Source organism: Vibrio renipiscarius, from assembly GCF_000827885.1.
Classification (GTDB): Bacteria; Pseudomonadota; Gammaproteobacteria; order Enterobacterales; family Vibrionaceae; genus Vibrio; species Vibrio renipiscarius.
Genome location: NZ_JTKH01000006.1, coordinates 647,075 through 659,925, shown reverse-complemented (window position 1 = coordinate 659,925; position 12,851 = coordinate 647,075). Strand labels below are relative to the sequence as shown.

General features: G+C 45.4%; 11 protein-coding genes. 5 read left to right on the top strand and 6 right to left on the bottom strand.

All coding sequences use genetic code 11. The features are described from left to right. Positions 1-100: 100 nt before the first annotated feature. From OJ16_RS06155 to OJ16_RS06140, 4 genes are all read right to left on the bottom strand, one after another. Positions 101-1,129: a YcjF family protein gene (locus OJ16_RS06155; RefSeq protein ID WP_040988434.1), complete on the bottom strand. Its 1,029-nt coding sequence runs from the start codon at positions 1,127-1,129 to the stop codon at positions 101-103. Next, complete coding sequence (locus tag OJ16_RS06150) at positions 1,126-2,502, bottom strand: YcjX family GTP-binding protein (RefSeq protein WP_040988432.1); 1,377 nt, start codon at positions 2,500-2,502, stop codon at positions 1,126-1,128. Before OJ16_RS06150 ends, OJ16_RS06155 begins: the two co-directional genes overlap by 4 nt. A 176-nt stretch (positions 2,503-2,678) precedes the next feature. After that, positions 2,679-2,864 carry a hypothetical protein gene (locus OJ16_RS06145; protein ID WP_040988430.1) on the bottom strand — a complete coding sequence of 62 codons (186 nt, stop codon included), beginning with the start codon at positions 2,862-2,864 and terminating at the stop codon, positions 2,679-2,681. Positions 2,865-2,975: 111 nt separating this feature from the next. Continuing rightward, complete coding sequence (locus OJ16_RS06140; protein ID WP_040988428.1) at positions 2,976-4,496, bottom strand: fumarate hydratase; 1,521 nt, start codon at positions 4,494-4,496, stop codon at positions 2,976-2,978. Between the two features lie 177 nt (positions 4,497-4,673). On the opposite strand from OJ16_RS06140, the gene pabB reads away from it, so the two are divergent. Further along, positions 4,674-6,056: an aminodeoxychorismate synthase component I gene (gene pabB / locus OJ16_RS06135; protein WP_040988426.1), complete on the top strand. Its 1,383-nt coding sequence runs from the start codon at positions 4,674-4,676 to the stop codon at positions 6,054-6,056. An 89-nt stretch (positions 6,057-6,145) separates the two neighbouring features. On the opposite strand, the gene OJ16_RS06130 is transcribed toward pabB, so the two are convergent. Together OJ16_RS06130 and OJ16_RS06125 are read right to left on the bottom strand one after the other, a co-directional pair. Next, a complete protein-coding gene (locus OJ16_RS06130) occupies positions 6,146-7,867 on the bottom strand; it encodes an ATP-binding protein (protein ID WP_040988423.1) in 1,722 nt (573 codons plus the stop codon). Positions 7,868-7,871: 4 nt separating this feature from the next. Next, positions 7,872-8,414 (bottom strand): heme NO-binding domain-containing protein, encoded by a 543-nt coding sequence (locus tag OJ16_RS06125; protein ID WP_040988421.1) that lies wholly within the window; start codon positions 8,412-8,414, stop codon positions 7,872-7,874. A gap of 149 nt (positions 8,415-8,563) precedes the next feature. Here OJ16_RS06125 and OJ16_RS06120 point away from each other — a divergent pair, with 149 nt between their 5' ends. The 4 genes from OJ16_RS06120 to OJ16_RS06105 all read left to right on the top strand — a co-directional run bounded on the left by OJ16_RS06120 (position 8,564) and on the right by OJ16_RS06105 (position 12,797). After that, positions 8,564-9,172: a CoA pyrophosphatase gene (locus OJ16_RS06120; protein ID WP_040988419.1), complete on the top strand. Its 609-nt coding sequence runs from the start codon at positions 8,564-8,566 to the stop codon at positions 9,170-9,172. 294 nt (positions 9,173-9,466) lie between these two features. Further along, entirely contained in the window at positions 9,467-10,717 is a 1,251-nt protein-coding gene (locus OJ16_RS06115) for an aromatic amino acid transport family protein (RefSeq protein ID WP_040988417.1), read from the top strand. A 91-nt stretch (positions 10,718-10,808) separates the two neighbouring features. Then, a complete protein-coding gene (locus OJ16_RS06110; RefSeq protein WP_040988415.1) occupies positions 10,809-12,170 on the top strand; it encodes an L-serine ammonia-lyase in 1,362 nt (453 codons plus the stop codon). Positions 12,171-12,332: 162 nt separating this feature from the next. Then, entirely contained in the window at positions 12,333-12,797 is a 465-nt protein-coding gene (locus OJ16_RS06105) for a GNAT family N-acetyltransferase (protein WP_040988413.1), read from the top strand. The last annotated feature ends 54 nt before the right edge of the window (positions 12,798-12,851 follow it).

Genomic DNA, 12,851 nt, shown 5'->3' with positions numbered 1-12,851 from the left:
GAGAGAGTCCTAAGTTAGGGTGTCAGGAAAAGTTGACAGTAGTTTCGCCTAACCCTAGATCCTCGTCAAGCAAAGCGATATCACTTGCTTCACATTCACGCTATTTGACCGTGATCGCGGCCACTTTCGCCACAATTTGCTTGCGGATTGCTGACAGTTTAACCGCTCTTTCTGGCTGCCAAGGCATTGGGCGCAATAAAGATATTGCTTTAATGCCTAATCGAGCCGTAAGAATACCCACACCAAGTCCCTGCCCAGCGCGAGCTGAAAGCTTACCTGCGAGATCCATCGAGAGTAAATCCATACTCGCATCAATGGCCAACTCACTCGCTCCGGCTGCGGCCATGTTAACGAGCGTTGATTTAAACAGTTGCAGGCGTGACCAATAACCAAGTTCAATACCATAAACATCCGCGAGGCTATCAATCATTTTAAAATTGCGCCAAGCCACCAGCAGCATATCTGCCATGGCTAATGGGCTGATCGCCACGAGAGCGGCAGATTCGGTTGCATGTTTAGACACAATTTTTGTCGCCAATGCATCTTGCTCAGTAATCACCATGGCGTCATACATATCTAAGACTTCCGCATCGCTGTGCGAACCATTGACGGCATTGATCCAGCGATCATAATAAGGCGAATGCGTTTGGATACCACCCTGCTTTGCTAAGTTCTGGCAAAATGCTTTACCTTGCCCAACACTGTCGCTCGCCAACAACACTTCACTTTGCTCTTGAACAGAAAAATGATTGCGTAACGAGCGCAGTTTCCATAATTCCTTCCCTATTGCGCCAATACCCAACGCGGCTAATGTCGAGATGAAACCTGCCCAGCCCAAAGCAAGCCAATCGGCGGTTTGAATCGCAGTGATGACGGTATCAATCACTTGCCAACCCACTAAACCAGAAAATGCGCCCAGTAAACCAGCCCCGAGCCATTTACGACCCGATGCTGGTCGAATTACGCGCTCAAGCTGTTGTTCTGCGGTGTCATCCTCAGGCTCTTCAATCGCACTCGGTACAAATTTCTCTGACGCCTGAAATTGAATCTGCGCGGTTAACTCTTGATCTGGCTGTGATTCTTGGCGTAATGGTTGATCAAAGACTTGTTTTGATTTGAATTCGCTCATTTTAATTTGTCTCCAATCAGCAATTCTAATGCTTTATCAATACGGATATGCGGCAACGGTTCATCTTGGTGGCTCGGTAACGGCTTGAAGGCCGTAAACTCAAACCCCTGCTGCTGCCAATAGGCGGCAGACGGCAATTTTCGTGGCACTTCCCCGGGATAGACGGTGATTGACTGGCCATCCATTGTCGTTCCTTGGATCGCAGGAATGGACTTATCCCCTTGGGCGATGAACCCTGTTTGCGTCGCTTGAATCGACGCCATGCTAATACAGCTCATTTCAATATTTTCAAACGACGCCGTTTGCCAGGCGGGATGCACCATTTGCTGCAATAATGACACCAAATTTGGATGCTGATCCGGCGAGACATGGTCTGCTTTTGTTGCCGCAAACAAGATTTTATCAATGCGCGGGGCAAACAATCGCTTCAATAGCGAGCTTCGACCATAGCGAAAGCTATGCATGATTTGATCAAGGGCATCTCGCATGTCCATAAACGACTCATAACCTGCGTTCAGCGGCTGCAAGCAATCCACCAATACGATTTGACGATCGAAGGTGGAAAAATGATGTTTATAAAACGCTTTCACAACTTTTGTTTGGTATTCCTGATACCGCGCTTTCAACATCGCTAAATTGCTGTGCTTATCGGTTTTAGCCCCGGCATCAAACCGACAAGGGAAAAATTGCAATACCGGCGCACCCTCAAGTTCACCCGGCAACACAAATCGTCCCGGCTGCACCCAGTGCAAACCGTTCTCTTTACAATCATGCAGATATTGAGTGTAGCTTTGCGCAATCTCAGCCAACTGACTTTCACTCGCCTCAGCGGTGAGATCCAGCGCGTCGAGCTTTTCAAGCCAAGATTTCGCGAGTTCTAAACGTAAGCCTTTTAACGCGGTAAATTGACTTTGACACCACGTGGGAAAATCCATATCAAGCAAAGGAAGATCAAGCAACCACTCCCCCGGATAATCGATAATGTCTAAGTTCAATGTCGCGGTACTGCCAAACAGTTTTTTGGTTTTCTTGGTTGGCTTGTACTTTAGCGCTAAACGAATTTCGCTCACATCGCGTGTTGGCTCTGGCCAATTAGGTTGCTCACCTTGCAGCTGCACCATCGCTTCATCATAAGCAAAACGAGGCACCATCATATTACTTTGAGGCTCGCGTTTTGCCCCTACCAAGCGTTTATCGCGACTAGCACTAAATAAAGGCAGCTGGCTATGAGTAGAGGTATGAAGTAACTGATTGACCAGTGAAGTAATAAACGCGGTTTTACCCGCTCGTGACAAACCCGTTACAGCAATTCGAACATGGGAGTCCATACTTCGATGTAAAAAATCGTTCACTTCTTGCTGAATATTCTTCATTTAATCTCTCATTCTCTAATAGTGATGCTGACTTTAACAAAAGCTAGATTAATCTTGGATGAACAAAAAAACCTCTGACGGTCATCAGAGGTTTAATGTATATCACAGCCTGACGAGCCCAAGCGACTAGAAATCACGAGAGCGTCAAAATGGTCTGTTGTGTATTTGAAGAGTGACTAATCGTCTTCAATCAGTTTGTAGATCACAAAGAGTGCAATCTCAAGCAGAACAACCAATGCGCAAGTGATCGTGACGTATTTTTCATCGAAAATACTAATACCGTGCAGGATTAAGTCGTAGCCCACAAATGCACCGATGACCACGGCAATGATGATTTGAAGAATTTGGATAAAGCGAGGCATTGCGCTCTCCCTAATTTTTGTCTTATGAATCGTTATAAAGAGTATATAGAAAAAAGTGCAACTTACGCTGCACTTTTGTCATTTATTTGGCTATTTATTCAGTATCTTGACTTAATCAAGCTCCATTTCTTGGATTTTTACTTTCCACGTATCGGGACCAATTTGATGCGCATTCACACCATTGGAATCGACGGCCACCGTGACCGGCATATCTTCAACTTCAAACTCGTAGATTGCTTCCATGCCTAAATCTTCAAACGCCACCACGCGGGCTTTCTTGATTGCTTTCGCGACGAGGTAAGCAGCTCCCCCCACCGCCATCAGGTAGACTGCTTTATGTTGCTTGATTGATTCTACCGTTGCAGGGCCGCGCTCCGCTTTACCAATCATACCCATGATGCCGGTTTCGTTTAACATCATGTCGGTAAATTTATCCATACGGGTAGACGTCGTTGGGCCAGCAGGGCCTACGGCTTCGTCACCCACTGCATCGACTGGGCCAACGTAGTAGATAAATTTACCTTTAAAATCGACACCTGCTGGTAAGCCTTCTCCACTTTCAAGCATACCTTGGATGCGTTTATGTGCAGCGTCTCGTCCCGTTAAAATCTTACCGGACAGTAATACCGTTTCACCGGTTTTCCACTTTTCCACATCCGCTTGCGTCACTTCATCTAGATTTACACGGCGCGTGTTTGCCCCCGCTTCCCACGTAATATCTGGCCATTCTTCAAGCTTCGGTGGCGTCAACTCTGCAGGGCCACTACCATCCAAAGTAAAATGTACGTGGCGAGTTGCTGCGCAGTTAGGGATCAAGCAAACCGGTTTAGAAGCAGCATGTGTTGGCGCCGTTTTAATTTTGACATCAACCACGGTCGTCAAACCACCTAAACCCTGCGCACCAATACCCAGTTTGTTAACACGATTAAAGATATCCAAACGCAGCTCTTCTTCTGAATTCTGTGGGCCACGGTCGATAAGCTCTTGGATATCGATATGTTCCATCAAGGATTCTTTTGCCAGTACCGCGGCTTTTTCGGCCGTGCCACCAATGCCGATACCAAGCATACCCGGAGGACACCAACCAGCGCCCATTAACGGTAAGGTTTTTTCTACCCATTCAGCAATATCATCGGATGGGTTCAACATCACCATTTTAGTTTTATTTTCGCTGCCGCCGCCTTTCGCCGCGATTTGAATCTCAACGTTATTGCCTGGCACCATATTAATGTGTACCACCGCAGGCGTATTGTCTTTGGTGTTAATTCGTTTACCCGCAGGATCCATCAAAACGGAAGCACGCAATGGGTTATCAGGATTGGTGTAGGCTTCACGCACACCCGCATCCACCATTTGTTGAACGGTCATATCGGTGGAGTCCCATTGGACACCCATGCCAATATTCACAAAGCAAGTAACAATGCCAGTATCCTGACAAATCGGTCGATGACCTTCCGCCGACATACGAGAGTTAATTAAAATCTGGGCGATCGCATCCTTGGCCGCCTGACTTTCTTCACGATGATAAGCTTTTTCCAGCGCTTGAACGAAATCGAGCGGATGGTAGTAAGAAATATATTGCAGCGCATCAGCAACACTGCTGATCACATCCTGTTTGCGGATTATAGTCATTACTTGCCTCTTATTTGCTTCCGTTATTCCCGCTTTGTTTAAACGTTTGCTATCGAAGAACTTAGACGAGCAACCATCAACCAAGATTCAAAGTAGCGGGTTATGATTTGGTTATGATACTCTTGCTTTTCTCAACGCGCCACGAAGCGAACGATCTCTTTGTCACAAATTAAACAAATGAATAACAGTCAACCAAATCGCTTGCAAATCAAACAGATTTCTTACTCTTCTGACTTGGCATGCCGCCTATTTTCACCGATTGCCGAACGCAATTGGTCAATGTTGTTGCGCTCAGCGTCTTCGCAACATGTCGATAGCCGCTATGACATATTAGTCACCAACCCCGTCGCGACGCTCACCACCTTTGGCGATACCACTCTTATCGAACATCGCGGTAATTTGCAGCATTCCACTGACGATCCATTTAGCTTAATTGCGCAGATACAAAGCGAACATTTACCAAATTGTGAATACGATGGGGATTTACCATTTTTAGGCGGGGCTTTAGGTTACTTTGCCTATGATTTAGGCCGACGAGTGGAATCGATGCCGTCAATCGCAGAGCACGACCTTTCTTCCCCTGATATGGCCGTCGGTATTTATGAGTGGGCCGTAATTGTGGATCACTTACTCCAGCAAGCTTGGGTCGTTGGTCACGATACCGAACATCACTGGCAATGGCTGCAACAGCAAGCACCACTCACCCCTGAACCAGGCTCAGACGCATTCGCGTTGCTAAGTTCATGGCAATCGAACTTAACCAAGAGTCAGTACCAAACACGCTTTGAACAGGTACAAGAATATTTGTTGTCAGGCGACTGCTATCAAATTAACCTCGCCCAGCGTTTTAGCGCGGCCTATCAAGGCAGTGAGTGGCAAGCTTACCAGCAACTCGAACAGGCCAACCAAGCCCCTTTTTCGGCGTATATCCGCACCGAACACAGCGCTATCTTGAGCGTGTCACCGGAGCGTTTTTTACAGGTCAACGACAATATCATTGAGACTAAACCGATCAAAGGTACACGGCCACGCTTCGATGATCCCACTCTCGATCAAGCGTCTGCCGTCGAACTGCAAAATGCCGAAAAAGATCAAGCCGAAAACCTCATGATCGTCGATTTGCTACGCAACGATGTGGGCCGTGTCGCGAAACCTGGCAGTGTGCACGTGCCTAAACTGTTCGATATTGAGAGTTTTCCCGCAGTGCATCACTTGGTCAGCACCATCAAAGCTGAGTTAGCAGATGACCACAACGCGATCGACCTTTTGCGCGCGAGCTTTCCTGGCGGGTCAATTACTGGCGCGCCGAAAGTCAGAGCAATGGAAATTATCGAAGAGCTAGAGCCACACCGTCGCAGTGTGTATTGTGGCAGTATCGGTTATCTCAGCCGCCATGGACGAATGGACACCAGCATTACGATTCGCACACTGATTGCAGAGAATGGCCAATTGCATGTGTGGGCCGGAGGCGGTTTAGTTGCCGACAGTCAATGCGACGCCGAGTATCAAGAAACGTTCGATAAACTGAGCCGAATTCTACCTGCACTCCAGAATAAATAAACGTGCAGCGGATTGAATCGATAAGCCGATGGCTAAGCTATATCGACAAGCTAAGCCTACAAGATCGGTTTGTTGGCCCAGTCTAGGGGCTAGGCCCATTTTTCAATCATCGCTTTAAGATCTGCAGCGGTATAGGGCTTCGTAAGAATGTCGTCCATACCGCTTTCAATACAGCGTTCACGCTCTTCAAGCGTCGTCCCTGCGGTCAGCGCGATAATGGGTTTTACATAATGGTGGCTGCGCAAGTAGGTAGACGCTTCGAACCCATCCATTTCCGGCATACGACAATCCATGAAGATCAAATCATACTCTTTCGCCTCTGCGATTTTTACCGCTTCAAGGCCATTGTCTGCCAGATCTGGCACAATCGAGAATTTTTTCAACATTTGATTGATTATGATTTGGTTCATGCGAATGTCATCCACCACCAATATAGACAAACTGTCTAGTGATTTGGATTCACGTCTGGCGTCAACAGCAGCATCGCTCGCTGCGAGCTCTTGTGCAATTTGGAGTGGTAGCTGAATCTTAAATTGACTGCCTACCCCGACCTCACTACTGAATTCAATTTGGCCATTCATCAGCTCAACCAAATTCTTACAAATCGCCAAACCGAGACCCGTTCCCTCAAAGCTTCGTTTCGTGGTGCGATCCGCTTGTACGAAAGGATCGAATAACTGAGCTTGCGATTTTTCAGGAATACCGCAACCGGTATCCTTAATTGAAACTTGCAGCATTTCGTTATGCCACTGAGCACTCACCTCGACTTTCCCTTCTGACGTAAATTTAATGGCATTACCAATAAGATTGACCAATATCTGACTAATGCGTTCAAAATCTGCCATAAAGGCGACTGGCATGTTCTCTGACTCTTCAATTAAGAAGTAAACTTGCTTTTCTTGTGCCTTAGGAGAAAAGATCCCATTGAGCATATTTTTGAGGTCAAGCCAGGCAAAACGTGTAGGAAACAACTCCATCATGCCGGCGCTCATTTTACTAAAATCAAGTAGATCATTGATAATATGCCGCAACAAATCACCCGAATGCGTTAAGTTCGTTAGAAGTTGAGTTTGCTCATTATTCAGCATCGTATCTGACAATAATTCTGCACTGCCTAATAATCCATTCAGCGGCGTACGCAATTCATGGTTAATCATCGCCACAAATTCTTTTGTCGCGCGTTCCGATTCTTCCGCTCTTTTACGAGCTTGTTGATTTTTCACAACAATTAATTGGCGACTAATGGCACTGCACAGCAACTCGACCACCAAAGTCATCTGACTGGCAATGAACTCTGCGTCAATGTCGCTAAGATCGATAGTGGCACTCAGCTCACCAATGAGTTGATGATCCACTTTCAGCGGCAATCGAATCGTTTGATCCTGCCAAATCAGAGGAAGTGCGGTTGATCGCTGAGAAACAATCGCTAACGGTGATTCAGGGCACAATTCATTTGCACCAAATTGATTTGATATTACCGTGGGTAACACATCTTCAACCAAGCAAAGGTTGACCGCCTTTATCAACGAACACGCAGATAAACGCTCGACAAAACTCGATAAAAGCCCATCGTCTAGAATTCGGGTTAGAAAAGCGCGACCAAAATGAATCAAAGACTCGCTGATATAACTTTCAAATTCTAATTTTTTAAGCCCTCTCAAATTTTGTATTTCAAGCTGACTGAGGACTAATTTCAACTGCTGATTCGCATTGTATAGTTCGAGACTTTTTTGCTCTAAAAGCATCTCGGCCTGCTTTCTAGCGGCCGATTCTCGGGCAATTTTCCGCTCTAGCGGCCCACTACTTGGCATCGAATCAGCTCACAAGCGTCAAGAAAAATCGAACATGACTATGGTCCGTAGATTGTTCGTCCATTTTTATCTCTAATGTTTCACCGAAATGATCCGCACAGCCTTGCACGAGCCCAAGACAAACATGAGACATGCAGCGCGCGCTTTTGTAGTCAAACACCATTTCACTTTCACTTTCCGAAATAAATTCGAACTTAGGTGGGTTTGCTTCTGCGTAGAGTTTCTTCACTTCAATATGGATGTAGTCCTCGACTAAACGTACAAACTGGAATGAATTTTTGCATTCTCCCAAACTGGCGTTATTAGGCAGGGCGGCGTAAAGATTAAGGAAGACAGATTGGCCAAAAACTTGTTGCAGGTCTTCTGGTGAGATCCCAGTTTTTTGACTTAACAAAACGATTAACTTCACTAAGCTTCGATGGTCATAACTGCCCACCGAGGTATAAACCCCTTCATCTTCCGCTTCAACTAAAATGCTATCTAAAACGTCTAAACCAAACTTTGCTTCGACTAAGTCCATAAACTCAGTGAATATGATTCCTTTCATCACGTATCCTTTAAGCAGCGACTGACAGGTGTACCCCCATCATTTAAGCCTTTTATGTTGTGATTTCGCCACGATTGCGCGAATCTTATATAATCAAACTAAAGCATGATCCATAAACTGGGCTTTTTCAAATACCTATGGGAGTTAATGTGCTCATTCCGTCAAGTAAAATGCAGCTCATCCAGCGTTTTTCATTACTCACGCCATCGACCTATCATCCGCAGTCGATAAAACGGCTCGAACACCTACAAGGCAAAGCAATGCGTGAAGCCGCCGTATTGATTGGTTTTGTGGAGCGACCTGACGGCGTACATCTAGTATTAACCAAGCGAGCAGCGCATTTGAAGCATCACCCAGGCCAAGTCAGTTTTCCTGGAGGAAAATATGAACTGACGGATGATTCATTACGATCGACCGCGCTTAGAGAAACAGAAGAAGAAATTGGTATCCTGTCATCTGACATTGATATTTTTGGCCACATGCCTTCGTTACCTACAGTCAGCCAATTCTCCGTCACCCCCTACCTCGCATTTATTCGCCCAGATTATGCAACCAAGATTGACTTTAATGAGGTTGAAACCGTATTTGAAGTGCCTTTAACGGTCATCTTTGATCGCCAAAAATTTCGCAGCCATTTGTTTTGCATAAAAAACCAACAGCACAGAGTGTTTGGGTTGACCTACCAAGGGCATTTTATCTGGGGTGTTACTGCCCAAATCATCGATGCCATGCGCAATCATATTATGCATCAATGTTAATAAAACCCTCAATTGGTCAACAAACGTTCACATTAGCGAAATCTACGCGTCACCACGCAAACGTTTACCATGAGCAAAAATACGGCACCGCACTTGATTGATAAGTTTTTCTAATGTCAGCCATTAACAAAAATCACGTGTGGCACGTCATTTTCGTGACAACAAACTGCTTTTTGGAATATCATATTATCAGTCCCATCAATTTGTGATTTAGATCTAATATTTATGTAATTCTTTTGTGCAGAATTGCACCCGACTTATTTCCTGTTCCCAATTTTAAATGAGTAACCCAATATGAGCTCTACTACTTCGGCAAATGCCGCTCAATCGTCTAGTAAGTTTACTTACAAAGATTTCACTTGGTGTCTATCACTTTTCGGTACCGCGGTTGGTGCTGGCGTGCTATTCCTACCGATTAAAGCAGGTGCTGGCGGCTTCTGGCCATTAGTTATGCTTGCCCTAATCGCAGCTCCAATGACATGGTTCGCGCACAAATCTCTAGCGCGTTTCGTATTGTCTGCTAAGAACCCTGAATCAGATATCACTGATACTGTTGAAGAACACTTCGGTAAAACTGGCGCAAACCTTATCACTTTCGCCTACTTTTTCGCCATTTACCCTATCGTTCTAATCTACGGTGTTGGTATCACAAACACGGTTGACTCGTTCCTAGTAAACCAAATCGGCATGGAATCAATTCCTCGCTGGTTACTGTCTGGCGCGCTTATCGCTGCTATGACTATGGGCGTTGTGTTTGGTAAAGACCTAATGCTTAAAGCAACATCAGCAATGGTTTACCCACTGGTTGTTATCCTACTAGCACTGTCTGTATTCCTAATCCCTGATTGGAATACGTCAATGATTGAAGTTGCACCTGATTTCAGCACTATGCCAACTATCGTTTGGCTAGCGATTCCAATCATCGTGTTCTCATTCAACCACAGCCCAGTAATTTCTCAGTTCGCAAAAGAGCAACGCATGAACTTCGGTGATGACGCAGTTAAGAAAACTGACGCAATCACTGGCGGCGCGGCAATGATGCTAATGGGCTTTGTAATGTTCTTCGTATTCTCTGTTGTTCTGTCTCTATCTCCAGAGCAGCTAGCAATGGCACAAGAGCAAAACATCTCTGTACTTTCTTACCTAGCAAACGTACACGACAACCCAATCATCTCTTACATGGGTCCTGTTGTTGCTTTCGCTGCGATTACTTCTAGCTACTTCGGTCACTTCCTAGGTGCTCACGAAGGTCTAGTTGGTCTAATCAAATCTCGCGCTACTACTCCAGTAAGCAAGATTGAAAAAGGTTCACTAATCTTCATCGTTGTGACTACTTGGATTGTTGCAATCATCAACCCAAGCATCCTAGGTATGATTGAAACAATGGGCGCACCAATGATTGCGGCTATCCTGTTCCTTCTACCAGTATTCGCGATGAAAAAAGTACCAGCGATGGCGAAGTACAAAACTTCTGCACCTGTACAGATTTTCACAGTTATCTGTGGTCTTGCAGCGATTACTTCTGTAATCTACGGCGCTCTTTAATTCTCCCCTTCCAAGTGGAAAATTAAACTAAAAATATAATGATAATTCTAAGCCTCCCTCTCTAGGGAGGCTTGCTTTTGAGGTAATCGATATGATTAGTGTTTTTGACATCTATAAAATCGGTGTTGGTCCTTCTAGTTCTCACACTGTAGGTCCAATGAAAGCGGGTAAAGAATTTATTGATGACCTTCGTTCAATGGGAAAATTGCGCGACATCACTAAAATCACCGTGGACGTTTATGGATCACTATCACTGACAGGGAAAGGTCACCACACAGATATTGCTATCATCATGGGTCTTGCTGGCAACACCCCTGAAAAAGTTGATATCGATTCTATTGCAGGCTTTATCGCACGCGTAGAAGAAACTGAACGCCTTCCTGTTGGCATGCACTGTCACACAGTATCGTTCCCGAAAGATGGCGGTATGAATTTCCATACTTCTAACTTATCGCTACACGAAAACGGCATGCAGATCCACGCGTGGATCGATGACGAAGTCGCGTACTCGAAAACCTATTACTCTATCGGTGGTGGTTTCATCGTCGATGAAGAAAACTTTGGTAAAGAAGAAGAGAACCCAATTAAGGTTCCTTTCCCATTTACTAGCGCAGATGAACTAGTAAGCCAGTGTAAAGAACACGGTCTTTCTATCAGTGCTTTGGTTATGAAAAACCAAGCGTCTCTACATTCAGATGAAGAGTCACGCACGTACTTTGCTAACATCTGGAAGACCATGCGTGAAGGTATGGACCGTGGTATGAATACTGAAGGTATTCTTCCTGGACCACTACGCGTGCCACGTCGTGCAGCAGCACTGCGTCAACAGCTTCTAACGTCAGAGAAAACCTCTAACGATCCAATGGCTGTGGTTGACTGGGTGAACATGTTTGCTTTTGCGGTAAACGAAGAAAACGCAGCCGGTGGCCGTGTTGTGACTGCACCAACCAATGGCGCATGTGGCATCATCCCAGCAGTACTTGCGTACTACGACAAGTTTATTCAAACTGTGACAGAGAAAGATTACATCCGTTACTTCGCAGCTTCTGGCGCGATCGGTGGTCTATACAAGCGTAACGCTTCTATCTCTGGTGCGGAAGTAGGCTGTCAAGGCGAAGTTGGCGTAGCATGTTCTATGGCTGCAGCGGGTCTTGCTGAGCTTATGGGCGGTAGCCCTGAGCAAGTGTGTATGGCGGCTGAAATCGGCATGGAACACAACCTAGGTCTAACTTGTGACCCAGTTGCTGGCCAAGTACAAGTACCATGTATCGAGCGTAACGGTATTGCTGCAGTTAAAGCAATCAACTCAACTCGTATGGCACTTCGTCGTTCTTCTGCTCCTACTGTTTCTCTAGATAAAGTTATCGAAACCATGCTAGAAACCGGTAAAGACATGAACGCAAAATACCGTGAGACTTCTCAAGGTGGTCTAGCAATTAAAGTTCTCTGCTAACTTTCATTGCGAATCCCGGTCAATGGATTGTTTGAATGATATTCAATTGATAACATTGACTATAAATGGCGACTTTTAAGTCGCCATTTTTGTACCTGTAAACACGACAACGTGCTTATATCGTTAGCCCATTTTTGACCAAACCCTAATAGACGAGGCAATATGATTGCTATAAAGCCGGCCAAACTAAAAGATTTCGCCAGTTTAATGCAGCTTGAAGTACATCAAGAGCAAAAAGAGACCCACCTCCCCTTTGAACAGCTTTATCAAAACCGCTCAAAGTATGAAGTGATTCTTGCGATTTATTCCGACAATCAAGCCATTGGCTATGTCGTGTTAGATAAAGCGTTTGCCCACTATGCCACTTTTGCTCGACGTCATGAGCTTGGATTAAAATACATCGCGGTAGATAAACACTACCAGCAAAAAGGGGTGGGCAAAGCCGTGATTCAAAAATTACTCGTCTATGCTTATGCCATCAATGGCGACAGTGACTCTCTGTGTGTCACCATCCCAGCGAAAGATGAAGCTTCACGTTCATTTTTCACCCGAGTCGGTTTTACTGATACCAATAATTTTTACTACAGTAAGATTGGAAAAGAACGCATTATGCGTCACAAGCTCTAAAGCGCCTTCGCGACCTGCTTTTTAGTGGTCGGCTAAATGGGGTGAACATTGGGT

Bases quoted from the DNA above. Each gene is read 5' to 3' on its own strand.
- OJ16_RS06155 (WP_040988434.1), bottom strand. From the start codon at position 1,129: ATGAGCGAATTCAAATCAAAACAAGTCTTTGATCAACCATTACGCCAA.
- OJ16_RS06150 (WP_040988432.1), bottom strand. From the start codon at position 2,502: ATGAAGAATATTCAGCAAGAAGTGAACGATTTTTTACATCGAAGTATG.
- OJ16_RS06145 (WP_040988430.1), bottom strand. From the start codon at position 2,864: ATGCCTCGCTTTATCCAAATTCTTCAAATCATCATTGCCGTGGTCATC.
- OJ16_RS06140 (WP_040988428.1), bottom strand. From the start codon at position 4,496: ATGACTATAATCCGCAAACAGGATGTGATCAGCAGTGTTGCTGATGCG.
- pabB (WP_040988426.1), top strand. From the start codon at position 4,674: ATGAATAACAGTCAACCAAATCGCTTGCAAATCAAACAGATTTCTTAC.
- OJ16_RS06130 (WP_040988423.1), bottom strand. From the start codon at position 7,867: ATGCCAAGTAGTGGGCCGCTAGAGCGGAAAATTGCCCGAGAATCGGCC.
- OJ16_RS06125 (WP_040988421.1), bottom strand. From the start codon at position 8,414: ATGAAAGGAATCATATTCACTGAGTTTATGGACTTAGTCGAAGCAAAG.
- OJ16_RS06115 (WP_040988417.1), top strand. From the start codon at position 9,467: ATGAGCTCTACTACTTCGGCAAATGCCGCTCAATCGTCTAGTAAGTTT.
- OJ16_RS06110 (WP_040988415.1), top strand. From the start codon at position 10,809: ATGATTAGTGTTTTTGACATCTATAAAATCGGTGTTGGTCCTTCTAGT.
- OJ16_RS06105 (WP_040988413.1), top strand. From the start codon at position 12,333: ATGATTGCTATAAAGCCGGCCAAACTAAAAGATTTCGCCAGTTTAATG.